Source organism: Thioalkalicoccus limnaeus, assembly GCF_041197575.1.
Classification (GTDB): domain Bacteria; phylum Pseudomonadota; class Gammaproteobacteria; order Chromatiales; family Chromatiaceae; genus Thioalkalicoccus; species Thioalkalicoccus limnaeus.
In genome coordinates, this window is the sequence record NZ_JBDKXB010000040.1 from 1 (window position 1) to 19,709 (window position 19,709).

Annotated in this window: 19 protein-coding genes; 14 read left to right on the plus strand and 5 right to left on the minus strand. The window is 57.4% G+C overall.

Going from position 1 to position 19,709, the window contains the following annotated elements:
* The first annotated feature begins 75 nt into the window (after positions 1–75).
* The 9 genes from ABC977_RS16880 (at position 76) to ABC977_RS16920 (ending at position 8,508) form a co-directional block, all read left to right on the plus strand.
* A complete protein-coding gene (locus ABC977_RS16880) occupies positions 76–801 on the plus strand; it encodes a glutamine amidotransferase (RefSeq protein ID WP_369668451.1) in 726 nt (241 codons plus the stop codon).
* Between the two features lie 33 nt (positions 802–834).
* The gene (locus ABC977_RS16885) at positions 835–2,199 is read left to right on the plus strand and encodes an FAD-dependent oxidoreductase (RefSeq protein WP_369668452.1); all 1,365 of its coding nucleotides are present in this window, start codon (positions 835–837) and stop codon (positions 2,197–2,199) included.
* A gap of 382 nt (positions 2,200–2,581) precedes the next feature.
* Positions 2,582–3,064, plus strand: coding sequence for a cupredoxin domain-containing protein (locus tag ABC977_RS16890; RefSeq protein WP_369668453.1), 483 nt, complete (start codon positions 2,582–2,584; stop codon positions 3,062–3,064).
* Between the two features lie 46 nt (positions 3,065–3,110).
* On the plus strand, positions 3,111–4,529 hold the full coding sequence (locus tag ABC977_RS16895) for a cbb3-type cytochrome c oxidase subunit I (protein ID WP_439849205.1): 1,419 nt from the start codon (positions 3,111–3,113) through the stop codon (positions 4,527–4,529).
* Positions 4,526–5,125 (plus strand): SCO family protein, encoded by a 600-nt coding sequence (locus ABC977_RS16900; protein ID WP_369668455.1) that lies wholly within the window; start codon positions 4,526–4,528, stop codon positions 5,123–5,125. The genes ABC977_RS16895 and ABC977_RS16900 overlap by 4 nt, the downstream gene beginning before the upstream one ends.
* On the plus strand, positions 5,115–5,708 hold the full coding sequence (locus ABC977_RS16905; RefSeq protein WP_369668456.1) for a hypothetical protein: 594 nt from the start codon (positions 5,115–5,117) through the stop codon (positions 5,706–5,708). The genes ABC977_RS16900 and ABC977_RS16905 overlap by 11 nt, the downstream gene beginning before the upstream one ends.
* Before the next feature lie 342 nt (positions 5,709–6,050).
* Positions 6,051–6,470, plus strand: a complete 420-nt coding sequence (locus ABC977_RS16910; protein WP_369668457.1) for a rubrerythrin family protein — start codon at positions 6,051–6,053, stop codon at positions 6,468–6,470.
* 96 nt (positions 6,471–6,566) lie between these two features.
* Entirely contained in the window at positions 6,567–7,895 is a 1,329-nt protein-coding gene (locus tag ABC977_RS16915; protein ID WP_369668458.1) for a heterodisulfide reductase-related iron-sulfur binding cluster, read from the plus strand.
* A gap of 28 nt (positions 7,896–7,923) precedes the next feature.
* Positions 7,924–8,508 (plus strand): DUF3501 family protein, encoded by a 585-nt coding sequence (locus ABC977_RS16920; RefSeq protein ID WP_369668459.1) that lies wholly within the window; start codon positions 7,924–7,926, stop codon positions 8,506–8,508.
* Between the two features lie 220 nt (positions 8,509–8,728).
* Here the strand turns inward: ABC977_RS16920 and ABC977_RS16925 are convergent, their stop codons facing one another.
* From ABC977_RS16925 to ABC977_RS18345, 4 genes are all read right to left on the minus strand, one after another.
* Positions 8,729–11,404 (minus strand): DNA phosphorothioation-associated putative methyltransferase, encoded by a 2,676-nt coding sequence (locus ABC977_RS16925; protein WP_369668460.1) that lies wholly within the window; start codon positions 11,402–11,404, stop codon positions 8,729–8,731.
* A gap of 295 nt (positions 11,405–11,699) precedes the next feature.
* Entirely contained in the window at positions 11,700–11,987 is a 288-nt protein-coding gene (locus ABC977_RS16930) for a type II toxin-antitoxin system Phd/YefM family antitoxin (RefSeq protein ID WP_369668461.1), read from the minus strand.
* Positions 11,988–12,125: 138 nt separating this feature from the next.
* Positions 12,126–12,428, minus strand: a complete 303-nt coding sequence (locus ABC977_RS16935) for a helix-turn-helix domain-containing protein (RefSeq protein ID WP_369668462.1) — start codon at positions 12,426–12,428, stop codon at positions 12,126–12,128.
* Positions 12,412–12,666 carry a hypothetical protein gene (locus tag ABC977_RS18345; RefSeq protein ID WP_439849204.1) on the minus strand — a complete coding sequence of 85 codons (255 nt, stop codon included), beginning with the start codon at positions 12,664–12,666 and terminating at the stop codon, positions 12,412–12,414. The genes ABC977_RS16935 and ABC977_RS18345 overlap by 17 nt, the downstream gene beginning before the upstream one ends.
* A gap of 383 nt (positions 12,667–13,049) precedes the next feature.
* On the opposite strand from ABC977_RS18345, the gene ABC977_RS16950 reads away from it, so the two are divergent.
* From ABC977_RS16950 to ABC977_RS16970, 5 genes are all read left to right on the plus strand, one after another.
* Positions 13,050–13,535, plus strand: coding sequence for a PIN domain-containing protein (locus ABC977_RS16950; RefSeq protein WP_369668463.1), 486 nt, complete (start codon positions 13,050–13,052; stop codon positions 13,533–13,535).
* A gap of 297 nt (positions 13,536–13,832) precedes the next feature.
* Positions 13,833–14,063 (plus strand): hypothetical protein, encoded by a 231-nt coding sequence (locus tag ABC977_RS16955; RefSeq protein WP_369668464.1) that lies wholly within the window; start codon positions 13,833–13,835, stop codon positions 14,061–14,063.
* Between the two features lie 2 nt (positions 14,064–14,065).
* Positions 14,066–14,227, plus strand: a complete 162-nt coding sequence (locus tag ABC977_RS16960) for a hypothetical protein (protein WP_369668465.1) — start codon at positions 14,066–14,068, stop codon at positions 14,225–14,227.
* 572 nt (positions 14,228–14,799) lie between these two features.
* Complete coding sequence (locus ABC977_RS16965) at positions 14,800–16,041, plus strand: hypothetical protein (protein ID WP_369668466.1); 1,242 nt, start codon at positions 14,800–14,802, stop codon at positions 16,039–16,041.
* A gap of 561 nt (positions 16,042–16,602) precedes the next feature.
* Positions 16,603–18,696: a cold shock domain-containing protein gene (locus ABC977_RS16970; RefSeq protein WP_369668467.1), complete on the plus strand. Its 2,094-nt coding sequence runs from the start codon at positions 16,603–16,605 to the stop codon at positions 18,694–18,696.
* Positions 18,697–18,890: 194 nt separating this feature from the next.
* On the opposite strand, the gene ABC977_RS16975 is transcribed toward ABC977_RS16970, so the two are convergent.
* Positions 18,891–19,709, minus strand: an 819-nt coding sequence (locus tag ABC977_RS16975; protein WP_369668468.1) for a transposase, incomplete at its 5' end; no start/stop codon positions are given.

Genomic DNA, 19,709 nt, shown 5'->3' on the forward strand with positions numbered 1-19,709 from the left:
GGCGAGGCCTCGATGACCGAGCCGGCACAGCCTTCCGTCGCCTTGAACTTCAAGTAGCACTTCTTGGGGGTGACCTTGTTCACACATGTGGTCCAGCATATTGCTTTTGAAAATTTGGGCAATCTGGAGCCGATGTTACGTAAACACGGCTACGCCATTAGCACCTTTATGGCGGGCGTTGACGAACTTAGCCCGATCAGTAAAGACGATCCGGATTTGCTAGTCGTCCTGGGCGGCCCGATCGGTGTCTATGAAACGGATGCCTATCCGTATCTGGAGACCGAACTGCAACTGATCCGTGATCGCATCGCGCGCAATCGGCCTGTGCTGGGTATCTGCCTGGGCTGTCAACTGATTGCCAGAGCGCTGGGCGCGGATGTGTATCCCGGTGGCACCAAGGAAATCGGTTGGGCGCCGTTGGAAATTCACGGCGATGTCGAGGGAAACGTCTTGGCGCCCATGCAGGACGCAGCGAAAGTTCTGCATTGGCATGGAGACACCTTTGATCTGCCCGCCGGTGCAACCCGGCTGGCGTCGTCGGCGGTCTATCCAAATCAGGCATTCAGCTACCGAGTCAATGTGCTGGCGCTGCAGTTCCATTTGGAAGTTGAACCCGAGGCCTTGGAAAGCTGGTACCTCGGTCATGCGCACGAAATTGCGTCAGTAGAAGGGCTTACGGTTCCTGAACTACGGGAAGATGGCCAGCGCTATGGGCCAGCTCTGCAAGGCCCGGCCCAGCAGGTATGGGCGAAGTGGCTGGAGTCTCTGGCCGCTCAGGGTACCGTCGAGGCAGTGGCATGAGCTGCTGAAAAGTCCGTAGGGGGGGTCTAGAAGGTGAGCTTTAAACGCTATCGTTGTGCCACTTGCGGGCATATCTATGACGAAGCTGTGGGTGACCAGATTTTCGGCGTGGCCCCGGGGACTCGATTTGATGACCTGCCGGAGGAATGGTTTTGTTCGGTCTGTGGCGATCCTCGCGAAAGTTTTGAATTTGCCGGTCTGTCCGAGCATGCGCAAGCCGTTGGCGAACGCAACAACGACCAGGAAGGCGATCCCATTGTGATTGTTGGTGCTGGGATCGGCGGTTGGTACGTCGCCGAGCGACTGCGCCAGAATGGTGCCAAAGGCCCGATCACCATCGTCACGAAGGATGATGGTGACTACTACTACAAGCCGCACCTGTCCGTGTCCGTTAGCAGCAAGTCACGTGGCGATCTGGTCATTGCCAGAGGGCCGGAGCGCGCGCAGTTGCTGGACGTGGACCTGCATGCACGTACCCAGGTGATTGGTCTCGATCGTAAGAAAAAACGCTTGTTAACCGACAAAGGCAAGGTCGAGTACGTTAAGTTGGTGCTTGCGACGGGCGCGGTGCCGTTCCGTCTCTACGATCGTCGTATCCAGCAGCATATCCATCAGTTGAACGACCTGGATCAGTTTGAGTCACTGACGGAATTGCTCAACGGCGGTAGCAAGCGGGTACTGATTCTGGGCGCCGGCTTGATCGGATGTGAATTGGGCGATCACCTTGCTCGTGCCGGGCATCAGGTTGCGATCAACGATCGAGCCCAGTATTTGCTGTCGGCCTTGGTGTCCGAGGGTGTTTCCACCTACGTTCATGATCGATACGTGCAGAACGGGATCGAGTTCTTACTCGGCACCACGATGAACGACCTCGCCAAAGAAGACGGTGGGTTGCAGATCCAGTTCGAGGATGGGCACACCATGGAGCGCGACGTCGTGATCTCGGCGGTCGGCCTGAGGCCCAACGTGGAGCTTGCGGCCCGAGCGGGGCTTGATGTTGGCAGGGGTATCAAGGTCGATGACACCATGCGTACCAGCGACCCGGATATCTACGCTGTCGGTGATTGTGCTGAACACGAGGGGCAGGTGTTTTCATTCGTCGAGCCGATCAATCGCCAGGTTGCCGTGATCGTGGATCAGCTTTGTGGTGAAGGCAAGCAGCGCTTCGAGCCACGTATGTCGATGGTTCTCGTTAAGTCTCACACCTGTCAGATCAAATCGTTACCGCCGGAGCGCTCGAGCCGTGCAGGCAGCATGCTGCGCCATGTGCATAGCTCCGACCAGGGTGTCGTGGATGAATGGTGGAGTGACGATGGCCAACTGCTCGGCTACAGCGCATGTGGTGATGTTGCCGGCACCTACGAGGCGCAAGTCTTTGTCAAAAACGTGAAGAATTAAATAGAGCGACCGATTAATCAAGATCAAAAGAGCTTGCGTCTTGCAAGTAACTAATATGTGAATAAACCAATTCATATGTTTTTTGTTGACAGTGACGGCGCTTCATCTAATAGTAATACCGATGGGAATAGGCCGCACTAGCGCAGTGCGGTGTTCAAGAAGCCTTCAATTCTTCGCGGAGGACACGACGCAACATGGCCTCATTTGCGGGGCGACGGCCGATAGCTTCTCGCACAGCTGCATTGATAAGGGTTTGATAACCAATACCTTCCGGAGGCGGTAACAAAATGCATAGAAAATGCAAGAACGATACCTGTCTTCACTGCAGGGACCTCGGAGCTATGTCATGCAAACCAATGTCCTCTTGATAAGTCTCGTCGGCATGGCACTGGTCGCGGCCGCTTTCGCCTTTGTGGTCGTACGCTCCGGGCCTCGCGACGACGATTCCCCGGCTATCATTAGTCGGGGCTACCGCATTCGTCTTGGTTGGCTGCTGTTTCTGTGTGTGGTCGGGGTGCTGGTGAGCGTCTGGTCGCTTATTCCTTTTCCGCTCCAGTTGGTCGGTGCGCCGCGGGCCATCGATGTCGTGGGTAGACAATGGTCCTGGGACATCGCGTCACGCACTGCGCAGGTGGGTGAGTCGGTACGTTTTCGCGTGACCTCGGCGGATGTGAACCATGGTTTTGGGCTCTATGGTCCCGACGACCTGATTGTTGCCCAGACCCAGGCGATGCCAGGCTATGTCAATGAATTGGATGTCACCTTCGAGCAACCCGGCCGGTATCGCGTGCTCTGTTTGGAATATTGCGGTTTGGCGCATCATGCCATGACCGCCGAGATCACCGTGACCGAGGAGGGTCCCTGACATGGCAACGCAGCAAGCCGATTATGCAACCCTCGCGACCGAAAGCATGCCGGTGGTCAAACTCTATCTGGCCATCGGGCTGATCGTCTTCGCCGGTTTGATGTCGGTTGGTGTGGTGATGCGGGCGGCGCAGGGCGCCTCCTTGATCAGCCTCGGCCCCGACCTGTTCTACCAGCTCATGACATTGCATGGTGCCGGTATGGTCGGGACCACCGGCCTGGCAGCATTGGCGGTCAATTGGTACTTTTTGAGCCGCTATGTACGGCTAAACCCGCGGATATTCCTTGCCACGCTGATCCTGTCGTTGCTAGCCGTAGCCATGATCGTGGGCGCCATTGTGATCGGCAGGTTCGCAGCCGCCTGGACCTTCCTCTACCCGTTGCCGGCGAATTCGCTGGGGCAGTGGAGCACGGGTGCGGCATTGTTCTTCGTTGGCGGCCTGCTGGTGTTGGGAGTCGCCTTCTTGCTGGTCTACCTCGACATGGGCCTGGCCATTGTGCGGCGCTACGGCAGTATCGCCCGCGCCCTGGGGCTGCCGATGTTGTTCGGCAGGGAGCCGGTCGACCCCGCACATCCACCAACCGTAGTGGTCAGTGCCGTGGTGTTGATCGTCAATGTCTTGGGTATTGCGGTGGGTGCGGTCGTGCTGGTGATGACCATGTTGCACCTGGTCTATCCGGCGCTGGCGCCGGATGCCCTGTTGATGAAGAACCTGATCTTCTTCTTTGGCCATGTGTTCGTCAACGCTACTATTTACTCTGGCGTCATCGCGGTCTACGAGATCCTGCCGCTGTATGCGCGGCGCCCCTGGGGTGTGTCGCGGCTGTTTCTTGCGGCATGGCTGGCGGTGACGCTGATGGTGTTGGCGGTCTACCCGCATCATCTGTTGATGGACTTCGCCTTGCCGGCCTGGATGGCGGTGATGGGGCAGGTCATGTCCTACGCCAGTGGTATTCCTGTGTTGGCGGTCACGGTCTTCGGCGGACTGCTGTTGATCTACCGATCGGGCATCCGCTGGGATGCCGCGTCCAGTCTGTTGGTGCTGGGTCTGTTCGGTTGGGCGGCGGGCATCGTACCGGCGGTGATCGACGGTATGATCCGGGTCAACCTGGTGATGCATAACACGCTGTGGGTGCCCGGTCATTTCCATTTTTACTTGGTGCTCGGGGTGTTGCCGATGGTGCTTGGTTTCGCGAGCTATCTGTGCAGCAACGGTGAGCAGGGTCGCACTGGACGACTCGGCGTGTCGGTGTTTGCCGTGGGCGGCATCCTACTGAGCCTGAGTTTTCTCGTCTCTGGTGCGCTCTCGGTACCCCGCCGCTTCGCCGTGCATGACGAGGCCTGGCAATGGCTCGCTGATCTCGGTGCCTTGTCCGGTGGCCTGGTGTTGATCGGCACGCTGATGATTGCATTGCCGATCTTGGTGCGGTTACCGCGCGCGCAACTCACCGGCGCCGGCACGTGAGCGCGCGCACCGCGATTGGCATCGCCCTGGCCGGGTGTCTGGTGACGGCGTTGCTTTGGCAGCGCACTGCCGGCTTTTCGGCCTTCACCTACGAGACCTGGCGTCAGGTCGAGGTCGCTCGCGAGGCAGTGCCGGTGTCGGACTGGCGATTGCAAGATGCCCAGGGCGACTTCGTCCGTCTCTCGGATTGGAGCGATCAAACACTGCTGGTCGGGTTCATCTTTACACGATGCCCGACGGTCTGCGTGGCCCTTGGTTCGCGTTACCAGCAACTCCAACGTACCTTGCAGGTCGGCACCTCGACCGATGTGCATCTGCTATCCGTCAGCATCGACCCCGACTGGGATACGCCGCCGCGCCTCGACGCGTACCAGCGTCGCTATGATGGGCTGCAAGCCTCCTGGACGGTCGCGCGTCCGGCCGATGCGCAGGTGCTTGACGACATTATTCGCGAGACGGGCCTGCGAGTCATTCCCGATGGGCTCGGTGGCTTCGCGCACAGTGAGTCACTGCACTGGATTCGCGACGGACGGCTGCTGCGGATCAGCGATTGGCGTGATCCCGAACTCGAGACGATGATCACAAATGGCGGCTGAGCCGTGGCACGACGCAGCGCGCACATTCCTGGTGGCGGTGAGTGTCGCCGGGTTGTTTCCCCCCGTGGCGGCGCTGTTCGAGGCCAGTATGCAGATGCACATGTTGGTGCAGATGCCTTTGCTGGCGGTCTGCGGTGGGTATTTGTTGTACCGGTCGACTCGCTTGAGAGGCTGGATGGCGCGGGTCGATCCGAGCGGTGGTATCGCCTTGGTCTTCGGCAGTGGTTGGATGATCTACTGGATGCTGCCGCTCACCCTGGATCTGGCAACCTTCGAGCCGGCCATGCGGTTGTTGAAGATCGTAACGGTACCAGTATGTGTCGGCGCGGCCCTGACCTGGGCCTGGCTGCGGCTGGGGCCGATCGGACGCGGTGTCATGCTGTTAGAGGGCTGGGCCATGTTCGGGCGCTTGGGGTGGGTCTTTCTGATCAGCCCGGAGCAGTTGTGTAGCAACTATTTGATCGACGATCAACAGCGCACCGGGTCTCTGCTGTTGGGTGCGGCACTGGTCAGTGCCGTCGGGTTGGCGCTATGGGCCCTATTCGGGCCTTTTCGTAAATCGCACCGCACTGAGCTAGCGTAAGACGCGATGCACATCACCCAGTACACAGACTACCGCGGTCTGGCTCGGGCGGCTGGGCGGCGACGGCCCGCTGAACCTGGCCGCGCTGCATGACTGACTGGTGTGCGAGTGCGCCTATCCCAGCAGCTTGGCTTCTCTGCATCGCTACTTCAAGGCACATTTCGCGCGCCCGGCGGTCCGTGCGCGGCGCCGGGTGGAGATCTCGGCCGGCGCCCAGGCACAGGTGGACTGCGGCGAGTTTCCGCGCGTGCTGCTTGGCGGTGTGGCCACCTGCGGACTCTATGTTGAATTCGCCCTTCGGCCGGCGGACGCCGGCTTCACACAAAACTGGAGGAAAACCACATGTCTCTCAAAGGCTCGAAGACCGAAGGCAATCTGAAAGAGGCGTTTGCCGGCGAATCGCAGGCCAACCGCCGCTACCTGTACTTCGCCGCGAAGGCCGACGTCGAAGGCTACAACGACGTGGCCGCTGTTTTTCGTTCGACCGCCGAGGGTGAAACCGGCCATGCTCACGGTCACCTCGAGTATCTCGAGCAGTGCGGCGACCCGGCGACCGGTCTGCCGTTCGGCGGCACGCCTGACAACCTGAAGACGGCGATCGCCGGCGAAACGCACGAGTACACCGACATGTACCCGGGCATGGCAAAGACCGCACGCGACGAAGGTCACGACGAGATCGCGGACTGGTTCGAGACCCTGGCCAAGGCCGAGCGCTCGCACGCCAATCGCTTCCAGAAGGCGCTGAATCAGCTCAACGACTGATCGCGCTCCCGCCACGTGTCGGGGAGCGCTGTCAACGCTCCCCGGCGTGTTGCATCGACAACCCCGTTCACGAATCTCGCAGGAGACCCGTCAATCATGGCTGGTGCACGGGAAGGCAGTCTCGAAGCGCCGACAAGGCACGCGCTGGACTGGACGAACCCCGAATTCTTCGACGAGCACAAACTCTTCACGGAAATGGAGCGTGTGTTCGACATCTGTCACGGATGTCGGCGATGCGTCAATCTCTGCCAGAGTTTTCCCGTGCTGTTCGACCTCGTCGACGGATCCGGCACGATGGAAGTCGACGGCGTCGCGAAGGCGGATTACTGGAAGGTCGTCGACCAGTGTTACCTCTGCGACCTGTGCTTCCTGACCAAGTGCCCCTACGTTCCGCCGCATGAGTGGGACCTCGACTTCCCGCACCTGATGCTGCAGGCGAAGGCGGTGAAATTCAAACGACAGGGCGCATCGTTCCGTGACCGCACGCTGACCAGCACCGACAGGATCGGTTCGCTGGCAGGCATCCCGATTGTCAGCGGCGTGGTCAACGCGCTGAACAGCAACAAGACCTTCCGCGGCATTCTCGAAGACGGCCTGGGCGTCCACCGCGATGCCAAGCTGCCCAGATATCACAGTAAGTCGTTGCGCGCTCGCGTCACGCGAGATACCGGCGACGGCGCGGAAGCGGCCGGTCCGACCACCGGCAAGGTCGCATTGTTCGCCACCTGCTATGGCAATCGCAACGATCCGCAGAGCGGCGAGGACCTCGTGGCCGTGATGCGTCACAACGACATCGCGGTGACGACTGCCGACAGGGAGAAGTGCTGCGGCATGCCCAAGCTGGAACTGGGTGACCTGGAAGCCGTCGCCCGCTCCAAGGAAGTCAATATCCCGATGCTCGCCCGCCTGGTCGACGAGGGATGGGACATCGTCGCGCCGGTGCCATCGTGCGTGCTGATGTTCAAGCAGGAACTGCCCTTGATGTATCCGGATGATCCGGATGTCGCCAAGGTCCGCGACGCCATGTACGATCCGTGCGAGTACCTGATGCTGCGTCACAAGTACGGCAGAATGAAGACCGATTTCCAGCAGCCGCTGGGTAAGGTTTCGTACCACGCCGCGTGTCATCAACGCGTGCAGCGCATCGGGCCTAAGACGCGTGAGGCGCTCGAACTCGTCCCCGGTACCGAGGTCGAGACAGTCGAGCGTTGTTCGGGACACGACGGAACCTACGCCGTCAAGAAGGAGTCGCACGAACTGTCGATGAAGATCGCGCGTCCCGTCGTGAACAAGGTCAGGCAGAATGCCCCTGATCACTACAGCAGCGACTGTGCGATGGCCGGACGCCACATCGCGAACGGGCTGGACGACGGCAGCGAACCGAAGCACCCGATGACCTTACTGCGCATCGCGTACGGCCTGTGAGCCGCAACTGCTCACCGGAGTAACAGCCATGAGCAAGCTGACACGTGACGACTTATTCAGTCTTGAAAAGTACGCGGAGGTCAGGCCCGAGTTCCGTGCCCGCGTCATGGCGCACAAGAAGAACCGCCAGCTACCTGTCGGCCCGAACGCCACGCTGTACTTCGAGGATTTCCTGACCATGCGCTACCAGATCCAGGAGATGCTGCGGGCGGAACGGATCTTCGAGTCAGAGGGCATCCAGGAGGAACTTGACGCCTACAATCCGCTGATTCCGGACGGCAGCAATTGGAAGGCGACCTTCATGCTGGAGTATCCCGACGAGGCCGATCGCAAAGAGCAGCTGAAGAAGCTGATCGGGGTCGAGCGGCATATCTGGGTTCAGATCGCGGATTTTGCGCGGATCTCGCCGATTGCTGATGAAGACCTGGAGCGGGAGACCGAAGAAAAGACCTCTTCGGTGCACTTTTTGCGGTTCGAGCTGACGCCGGAGATGGCCGAGGCGACGAAGAACGGGGCGGCGATCAGCATTGGGATCGATCATCCGGCTTACACGTACGCGGTCGAGCCCGTGCCGCAGAATGTGCGCGACTCGCTCGCTGCGGATCTGAACTGACGTGCCGGCGCCGTGGTGCTGGCCGACGGCCTCGCCGCGGGCGTAACCGGCGGCCGGCGTTATTGTGCCGCTGGCACCGATCGGCTGATGTCCAAGCGCAGTGGGTTGTCGGCGAAGTGCTGTTTCCAGCGGCAGGAGGGATCCCGCCGTCGAGCTGACACGGACGTCCTTGCAGCGTGTCGCAGCGAGCCGTTTCCGATGACTTTTGCAACCCTCGATACTACCGCGACAGAAAGGCTTCGGTCGAGATCACCCGCGGAACGAGCCGGCCGGACGCCCCCGCGACCATTCGTACGACCTGCCTGGATTGCTCGGGCCCATAACTGACGTGCAGTGGCCGATCGTTGCCGTAGAAATAGAGTCGGTCGAACGGGGTGTTGGCGACGATCCACTGGGCGACCTCGAGCATATCCTCATCATCGATGATGAAATCGACGGCCGCCCCCAGTCGCTCGCACACCGGTGCTCCACGGCGATTGCGCTCGTGCGCCGAATGCTGATCGCGCTTCGGATCGATGCGTCCGGGGATCTTGCGGGCCAGCGCGGGCGAGCAGAAGCCATAGGTCAGGCGGATCATCCCGAACCAATCGATGACGGGATCGATGACCTGCTCGGCCAGTGCCAGCAACGCATCATAACTCTCGACTCGCTCCGGTAGGTTCGGCAGCCCCGTCACGGCTTGCGTTTCGCCGCACTCGATCAGATCGCGATAGGTCAGGAATCGGCCGCATGGATCATCGAGCTCGGGCGCCCAGTCGCCGCGACGCAATGTGAACCCGTCGATCTCCCAGCGATGCCGGCGCAAGGTCTCGTCCAGCTCATCGACCGGTGGGCCATAACCGGATAGATCGAACAGCCCCAGCCCGTCGAGCGCCTCGTCGAAAGCCACCTGATCCGGGTAGCCTGGGTTCTCCTCGTTGATGAAGCGCGATTTCCAGTACAGGTAAGGCGGAGGATACTGGGCGCCATAGGAGTAATACTCGACGTCCTGCTCGCGTAGCTTGATCTTGACGCGCTCGAGCATCCGCGGGAGCGGTTGGCCATCGAAGTCGTCGAAGCGCATCAGGGTGAGCTTGCCGCTGCCGATATGGATCTTCAGCAGATCGGCGTTCTGGTAATCGCCATAGGCCGCGGACGCGGCGCCGATGTAGGTCCGCAACAGCGCCGGAAGCCGCTCCACGAGCCGGGAGTCGAGCGTGAGCGAGGTCGCTCGCACACGTGCACTGTCCGGCTTGTCCCCGGACGCGGGTGCCGCCGGGTCCTGACCACTCAGCCAGCCCAGCCCATGCTCCATCGCCGCGCGACAGGCCTGTTCGATAGCGTCCGTATCGGCAACCTGCATCAGTAGCGCCAATCCCTCGGCTCGCGCCGTGCTGTAATCGCCGAAAAACACCTTGATGTCCCGCTTCAGGCCGAGTTCCAGGTGCTTGTAGGGCTTGCGACGGCCGAACTGATCCAAGGCGAAATAGACCAGTAGATCCTGATACCGCGCCGTCGACGCCGTCTCCAACGCGGTCGCGACGACTTCGGCACCCGACTCCGCCAGCTTGCGGGATTCAACGAAACGCGACGCCCGCGACACGGAGCCGAACGCCTCGGTCAGGGCCAGCTGATCCGCGCACTCGGTCTTATCCGGATCGCGGCCCAGGTCCAGACGCAGCGCCCAAAGCCGCTCCAGTGCCTCGCGATGCGCGTTGTATCGTTCAGCCGCGCGATTCCGCCGCGCGCGTTGCGGTTCTTGGCGCACACGCGCCGACGGCGCTCGCAGCCGGTTGCGATGGCTCCGGTAACGGTTCATCAGCAGGCGTTGCTCGGCGTCCTTGTCGCGGAAGACGTAGAGCACACCCGGGGCGATCGGAATCGCCTCCTCGTCCAGGACCTCCTCGAGGAACCCCTTGATCTCGGCCTGCGTGAAGTACTTCTGGAAGGTGCCGCGCTGCGTCATGACCCCGTCGCGAAAGCGCTCGCCGCGGGGATCGTTCTGATTGGCGAGCATCACCGAGACGACCAACAGGGTGCGCGCCAACGACCAGGCACGCAGCAGGGCCTCGATGCGTTCGTCGAAATCCTCGATGACGTTGATGACGAACCCGAGGTTGACGATGTCGGCGTCAACGATGGTCTCGTCGGGCGCGTAGTAGGGATCCCAGCCGCGAGCGTCGATTCCGTTCTCACGCAGTCCGCGCAGATCGTCGCCGCGACCGCAGCCGTAGTCGAATAGGCTGTGGGACCCATCGAGCAGCCCGTTGCGCGCCAGCGTCTGAATCGGCGCGGAGAAACCACCGCGTGCCATCGCGGTCCGATGCCGGGCCGCGAGCCAGCCGGCCTGGCCGGAATCGCCGTCATTCGCGTCCGCATCCGGTTCGGCCTCGTCGTCTGCGTTGCCGAGCGGCACCAGCCGATGGCCCTCGATCCGGTAGCCGCGCTCGCGAACCAGCTGCTGCCACTGGCGCCGATAGCCGATGCGTCGAGGGTCGTCGAAGAGCCCGATGGACTCGCAAGCCATGGTCAGCGCGGCGAAGGTCTCGCGCCTTGGATCATCCGCCGACAGCATCAACTCCTTGCGATGCAGGATCGGTGGATTGAGGGACTCCGCATAGGTCCGATGGCTCAGCGACCCGCCGACCAAGTCCACGCGCCAGCTCGCGGCAAGCGCCGGAAAGGCCTCGTCGAAGAAGCCCGGATAGTGCAGCAGGGCCAGCTCACCGCTCTCGGCATCGACACGCACCAGGTTGAAGTCGGTACCGCGGCGCAGGCCCGCAAGCGCTTCAGCCGCCGCGACGCGTTCCGCAAGGTCGCCGGCGTCAGGGCGCTCGTCGAGGGTCTCGACGTGGACATAGGTCTTGTGTCCAACCGTCTTACCGATCAGAGCGGGCTTGTGGGTGTCTTGTGTCACGGCATCTGCGATGGAAAGCCAGCGCACCTTCTGCCAGGAGAGAACCAAGTCTTGTCAAAAGGGCTCATACCCCGGTTCAAAGCCCTTGTCCCTGATATGCTTCAACAGGTCGATGGAGACCCGGTAGCCAAAAGCCGCCATCTGTCATCAAGCGGCGGGACGAGTCCCATGGGCTGATCCTGATCGCCGCCTCTCTGTGTCCTCTGGAGTGAATCATCCCTCGAACCAGTTCTCGATCCGAAGGCCCTGAAAAGCCGCGAAATCGTCGATATTTCGCGTGACAAGCGGTAGCTCCTTACTCCGGCCATTCGAACTCTCGTGCCGGGCGGCGATCGCGCAAGGAGTCGACCTCCTCTTTGGACCAGTCGACGGGCTCGAAACCGGGGTCGGCCCTCATCTCCATGATCAGGTCCCAGAAGTTTCGCTGCGCTTGGCCGTGACGCAAGCGCGCGTACTCGTCCTCGGACAACAGCACCGCAACGGGCTTGCCGCGGCGGGTGATGTGCACGGCCTCACCCCGTTCGGCCAGATGGATGAGGCGCGTGAGCTGGGTCTTGGCCTCAGCGATCGAGGTTTCGGGCATCTTCGGTTTCTCATGGCCACCTTTCTGGCCATCTTAGGACGCCGGATGCCTGCTGTCACTCGCGTTGCGGTTTCTGCATTCGGGATCAGTGTGGCCGGAATGATGAGCAAGGCCGAATCGCTGATCTGTTTGCGTTGATCAAATAATGGCCTGCAAGCCCTTGTCGGCGATGACGTTGAGCAGCTTGAGGGCCGGCCCGGTGGGATGGGTTTCGCCTCGCTCCCACTTTCGCACGGTCGAAGCGGTGGTGTGCAGGTGAAGTGCGAATACCGGCTGGCTGAATTTCAGCCCTTCGCGCAGGCGCTTGATGTCGGCAGCACTGAACTCCCGCACCGGTGGCGGGCAGATCGCGTCGAACTCGCGCATCGTCACCTTGCTGATCGCTCCCGCTTCGTGGAGCGCAGCCAGGTCGCCACGCAGGGATTCAATGATCTTGCTCACAATGCACCTCCATTGACACGCCCGACAGCAATGCTTTCGCCAGGTTCTCACGGGACAGTTCCAGGAACACCTTGCCGGCGAATTGCAGCGCCTTCTTCTCGTCCTGTGTGACGTTCGCCTTGTCGCTTGCCTGTTCTTGCTTCTGACGGGCGCCGACAACCGTCTGGCGCCGGCTCGCCACCAGTTTGGCTGCGTCACGCACCGGCCTGTCCTCGGTGTCGACAAGGGGCGTGAACATCGCCACGGTCTTGTGCCCGGTCAGGGCACGATCGCGGGGTCAGGCATTTCGGCTTCCCGGCCAACCCCCGACCGCCGCAGAGCCGCGCCGCGGCCACGGGGGTGTGTCGCGGCGCGCGCGTGCAGGCAGCAACCTCGCGCTCCCCTGCGAGACCGGGCCGAAACGGTCGGCACCCGCGCTCGCGTGAAATCCGGAAAATGGCCTAAGATTGGCCTCAGAGACTTGGTTTCCCCCCTCAAAGGACCGATGCCGATGCGCTTCGCCCTGCCGCCAGCCCCTGCCCGACGCCTTGCCGCGCGCACGCGCCGTTGCCGCACCGACCGCCCGCGAGAGCACCACGGCAGCAGGCACCTTTTGGCGTCGCGCGCAGACCGGATGATCGCTTGATCGTTGTCAGCGGAAAAATGGGAGGCACGGAAGAAGATCACATCATGAGAATCTACCTCGATAGCTGCTCCCTTCAGCGCCCATTTGACGATCAAACACAACCAAGGATACGAGTTGAAACCGAAGCCGTCCTGGCAATCCTCTCGGCTGCTCAAGTCGGCGATATTGTATTGGTGAATTCCGAGGCGCTCGAATATGAGATGGGGCGTATTCCAGACGACCAACGTCGTACCGAGGTGGCGGCAATCCTAGCCCTGTCCAAGGAGCGCATCGAAATCACGGATGAGGCCGAGAAACTCGCCATATCTCTTGAGAAGCGCGGCATCAGTCCACTAGATGCCGTTCATCTTGCCCTTGCATCGACAGCGAGGGTGGATTCCTTCACGACATGCGATGATCGGCTTTTGCGGAAAGCCAAAGCAGAATCTGCGGTCGACTGCAAGGTCGTCTCCCCGCTTGCCCTTGTAACGGAGGTTTCGTAATGACAGCAAACGTTCAACCCATTTCTGAAGTAACGCGACGCGGGACTAATGCACTGATCAAGGAAATCGGGGTTGTTGATACAATTCGGTTCCTCAATCAGTTCCGAGCAGGCTCCGGGAACTATACGAGAGACCGTAACGAGCTGTTCGAGGGTTTGTCCGTGAAGGATATTATTAGTGAGATCAGGGCCAAACGAAAACCAACCGCATAACAAGGCGAATCCAGCCGACGCTCGCACCTCGGACGGCTGTTTTCTGGGCAGAGGGGTCGCAAGACCCCGCATGCCCGCCAGAATCATGCCAGCACCTGCCGACGACATCACCGAGCAGCTCCACTCCGAGATCGAGCGCACGCCCTCCCGTTACCGCCCCTTGCTGCTGCGTTCGGTGCATTCTTTCCGCGACGGCGTCGAGGCGGATGAGTCCTGGCCAAGCGCGAGCGAGTCCTTGCGCGAGGGCTGGACGGACGCGCTGGTCGGTCGCGTCAGCCCGGTCGTTACCCTGTGGGATGGCATTGACGCTGATTAGCCGTGATCATCCGCTACACGGAGGCATTCAAGCGCCAGTTGGAGCGGCTCAGCCGCCGGTACCGAGGGATTCGTGCCGATGTCCACCAGCCGGCCATCGACCAGCTCGCCGCCGGTGAGACATCTGTCGACCGTACCTCCGAGGGTCAGTCATCCTTGTACTAAAGTGCGTCTAAGAACCCAATCTTTCCGCAATTATGGTCGCCATCTCGCTACAAGATCTTCTGTCCATTTACCGGCACCGCGATCTCTTCCTGTCCGTCCGCTTCCTGCCCGTGGTCATACTCTTAACGTTAGCCATCGGGCTATACTGGAGGGGTGATTTTTCCGTCTGGTTTCCTCTATTTTTAGCCTTTAGTGGTGCCGGATGGCTTTGGCTTGCCCTTGGCACAACGCGGCCGGAACGCACATGGCTATCGAGGTCCATAACGCTTATCGACGCCTGCTCTTATGACGAAGCTGAGGCGCTACTCAACAATCGACCGCTCTGGTTAGGCCCCGCCGCACGCGTTCGTGCGACTGAACTTCGAGTGAGGCTCAATTTCCAGCGGGGAGATCTCATCGCCGAATACAATGCGTTGCAGGCTCTCCGACGATGCGCACTGTCGCCTCGCGAAAAACGTAGAGCCGATATTTCCGAGGCGAGTCTCCGACACCGTGCAGGAGATTATCGGGCTCTACGTAAGTTACTTCACCGTCTCGGACAGACGCCATCTCGGGATCCGAAGGAAGCTGTCATGCTCACTGCGCTGAAATCACATGCGTATGAAAATCAGGGCAATTATCAGGCCGCCGCAGAATTGCTTCGAGATCTTATCGCCGAGGGCGAGCGATACCAATGCCCAGAGTTATACAGTAATCTGGCAGTACTGGAAGACTTAGCGGGTAATAAGACTCAAAGCCAGCATTACTTCGAAAAGGCCGTCGATTCGATCGGTGAAGCTTACCGTTGCCACGTGTCCCCTATCGTCTATCACAATCTTATCCATTTTGCTGCCCGCGAAATGAATGTAGACGCGGCAAAATCATGGCTCTCTCGATATCGTGACAACATTGACCGCAACAACGTCATCCAATATCTCTCTTATCTTAACGAACAGATTGAACTCGCACGCCAGCTGCAAGACCTTCCTCTGCTACTCGAAGCATACGCATTGATAGACATTGAGATTATTCCGAAAGCAACGCGAAGTGAGCGACTCGCACTCTACGTCACCGGATTGCGAATGCGGGTCAACGATCCGTTGCCGATTGCTGAGCACTTGGCAAAAATAGACCTTATGTTCAGTGAACTGATTTGCCAGCGATTCCCGAAAAACTATACGGCGCTCAAGGAGCTTTTCAATTTCTTTTCGCTTCTCACTGATCAAGGCGTGGTGAAGAGAATCCCTCCGCAGCTAGCAGCAACGGTGCAAAGACTGTTTCGTGAGAGCAGGAGGGCGATGGAAGAAATGCCAGAGAAAATCAGAGAATACCGTCATACTATCCCGGAGGCGCTAGTAGGAGAGTCTCTACACTGGTTGGAGGAGCTCCACTATCTCTCAAGGATACTCATCGGTAGGTCGGGAAATCGCGGCAATGGCTTCTTCAGAATCCACCTCGATGAGCTCATCGAACAGAAAAATAAAGGATCAGAGGTAGAGAATTTACAGATTCAACTCCGCGCTTGCATGATGATTTGCGAATGGTATCTGGATAGTAGAGATTTCTTGTGCGCAACGACGCGGCAGGAGGCGATAAGTATCTGTCGTGATGTCTTGCATGAAGCACAGGGCCTATTGCGTCAACATACAGGAAATACACATTACGCGGACTTTTTTATCGGCCAAGCATTCTTTGAGCTGCAAATCAATGAGAGTGTCCAACAGTCTGCGGTCTGGATAAAGCACTTCGACGATCTTGAATGTAGCCTTGATCATTTTGCGCGCTGGCTACGGGAGCAGTACACGACTGTCAAAGCGGCCACACAGGACGCGTGAACATGGTGGCAAAGCTGCGCGGACCGTTGTTCGTAGCGCGCGTCCGTTCAAAAAGGCCCCGGGCTGCGCCGACGACGGCGCCACTGGAGGCGCGTAGGGTCTTGCATCGTTGCATCCCGCCTCGCACGATGCGGCCAACCGTCGCCAAGTGGATGCCGAAGCGGTCGGCAATTTCGCGACAAATGTAGCTGCCGGTCGTAATTGATTGCCACAATCGCAGAGTCTGTCTCTTCTTCCGCCCGATCGCTCCGCGATCTGTGCAAGCGGCGGCGGTGGGCGGCGTCGAAGTAAGGGGGCGCCGGGTCAGTGCTCGCATTGTTACAAAGCAGTAAGCCCTGTTCTATCAATAACATGGCGTTCTCAGAGGGAGTCGTCTGCGTCTCGTGAATCCATCACCTGGTCCTCGTTTTTGAGACCGGACACCGTTGCGCTTACCTTAAACTATTGTCCGATTTTCGCGGTCCACTATAATACTCCTGAAAGTGTTGGTTGCTTGAACGTTCGGCGAGAAGTCGAAATAATGAGTGGTTTTCGTCTTGAGACTTGCGAGGTAACTGAATAATGAAAGGAAAAATTTCTAATTTTGTTAGCGACAAAGGATATGGATTTATTTTAGATGAAAATAACAACAACCGGTTTTTCCATATAAAAAGCGTTACCAACGCTAACGATTGCGGCAGCTTGAATATAGGTGATAGCGTTGATTTCCTTCCTGGCCAGAGCACAAAAGGGTTAACTGCTGAAAATGTCCAGATATTAAGAACGCCGATTGTGGTAAGGGGCAGAATCACAAATTTACAAGCAAAATTCGGATTCATTCGTGACGATAACAACGAAAACCGTTTTTTTCATGCAAGTAGCTTGATAGCTCCATCTGTATTTGATGACCTAATTGTTGGCGATATTGTAGAGTTTGTTTCTAGCAGTAACGAAAAAGGATTGACTGCTAACGCAGTTAGACGAATTGAATCACATGAGCCTGCTAGTTTTTCAGGAAATTTTTCAGCAAAAAGTGGAGCAAAATCAAAGCCTATAGTGTTTGTCGTTGATCTTGCTAATGTTTATCGTGGCGTGGTAGGTGGAAAATTCGAGCAAAAAAACAGATACCCATTAAAAGAATTTTATGCGGATCTAAAATTATTATGTAACGCGGTTTCTAGTTATATGATTAACAGCGGAATTGTCGACAATAAATCATATATAAAAGCTGTAAAAATTGTTTACGATCCAAGGACATTTAGTGATGGGCGTGACAATGGCGTTAAAATGAACAAGGAAATGTCTTTCTATGATTTTGAAGGATGCATTTTAACGCAGAAAAATGTTGATTTAGACGTTGTTGCGCAAGTAAAGAACAGCGTTGATAACAGCACCGTATGTGTGTTCAGTGGCGATTCTGATATATACAACACTCTAAAAATTTCTATACCATCAATTAGAGAAGCGCAAATATTTTTTGTTTTGAGTCAGATTCTTTTTGACTATAGTCCAGTTTATGAGTATTCAGCAAAATACATTAAGCTAGAAGATTTAATTGCTAATGATGAAAGCACACAAAGAACGTTAAAAAAGATTGAAGATCTCAAAAAAGACAAACCTAAGTCTTCTGTTTGGGAAAAAGTAAAGCATTCTTTTGCATCACCAAGAAATATCGAAAATAAGAAACACGCCAATTATAGATTCAAAAACGACGATGCATCTCGCCCGCAGCAAGAAATAACCGCATTTAAAGCAGCCAATTCAAAGTCAAATGCAATACTATCTTTTAATGGAAGAAATAATTTCGAAATAGTCAACAAGACAATAAAATGTCAATATGAAGATTTTGCTATCTTGTTAGTCAACTGCGCTAACGTGTCTATCAAAAATGTACGAGTACTTAATTCACCTAAGGCGTGCCTTCGTTTAATAAATTGTAGAAACATTACTGTAAACGATTGTTTTTTCGAAAACAGTCACCAGGAGCAGGGTGTCAGTATATCTAACTCAGTAAATATTGATCTCAAGAATGTCAACTGTAAAAACAATCAAAATGCTGGGATAGACATAAGAGATGGATCCAGGATTATTCAAATTGAAAATTGCCAAATTACCCAAAACAGTAAAGCAGCCTTGCGCGTCACAAATAGCAGTGAAATTAAGTGTTTAAATTCCGAATTTGTTAAAGTGAATAATGGGAACGGCTTTTGGTTCAAAGAATCTAGCAATATTGACATTTCAGGTTGCAAACTAGATGACAATTACTACTCTGGATTTGATATACAAGAGTGTTCTGATCTCTGTTTTACAGAGTGTTCATTTTCCGGGAATATAACAAGAAACGGGATCAGATTGAAAGATGTGCGCAATGCAAAATTTTTTAATTGCAAATTTGACAATAACAAAGGCTTTGCCTTAGATCTCAATAAATCGCTAGACGTATTGGTTCTCCATTGCAGTCTTTCAAACAATACCAGTGGATTTGCAGATATTTCAGAGCAATCCGAGGTTTTAATTTTTAATTGCTCCTTGTCTGGAGAAGGTAGGTTTAAAATGAGGGATAGATGTTATTTAAGACATAACATTAAGCAAGGCTTCATTAGCGCGATATTTTCTCCTCTTTTCGATACAGATTTGACATCGCGATATGAAGAAATTGTCGATTTACCGACTTAACGACTTATAGTGGACCCCGAAAATCGCGAAGGATGGGTCAGACCTTGCACGCGAAGGAGAGTAGGAAGGAAGGGGTTTTGAGTAGGCCGGGCACTTCCCAGACGGTAGGGCGATGTTTGTGTTCTCTGTTGGCCGCCTAGTTTCCCGGCGGTGCCACATGATCTCGCCCGTGGTCAATGCCATTAAGTTAAGCCCTACCGGCAGCGTTTGTAGTTGGGCTGGAAGCGCTTCGGCTTGGATGACGTGATGGCGCGTGGGAAGGAGCGATCCGGACGGATCGCTTCGACTTCCGAGGCCATGGCACCGAGCAGCCGTTCAAGGAGTCCCGGCGGCGGGTCCAAGGCGAGCAGGCGCACGACGTTGTCCTTCATCTTCGATAGCGCATTGGCGAAGTTGACCTGATAGCGGTGTCGGCGCGCCTGATACAGGCGTTTGGTCATCCACTGCGCCAGCCACACCAGGAGGGCGGTGAGGTTGAGCGTGAGCACCTTGGCCAGGACGTCCTGCTGGAGCGCGTGGACCGTGCGCCCGGAGAAATTCTCGATCTCGGCGAAGCACTTTTCCCTTTTGTAGCCCTCCTCGATACCCCAGCGCAGATGGTACAAGCGCTTGAACAGCGGGGCTGAGAAGGTCTCTTCGTCGAGCAACGAGGTGATCAGAAACTCCTCCTCCCCGCCCTTGAGGCGCACACGGATCAGGCGCAGACGCAGCGCCTCGGTCGGCAAGCCAAAGGCCTGGCATTGACGTCGTGCCTCCTCGCCAGGGGTGAGCGTGATCACCGCGCTGCGCGCCTGGCCGGCGGCGAAGGCGGCGACGTCCGCGCAGAAGGTCCGTGGCAGGCGGGCGCAGAAGTGGCGTTGCTCCACGGCGTGAGCGGCAAACAGCCAGAAGGCCGGGTAGCCACGATCGTAGAGCAGCAGATCATCGGCCCGGGTCGCGGGCAGATACTCGCCGGCCAGGACACGCTCGCCGACACGCTGCGGCTCGATATCCGCCGCGACGATCAAGCCATT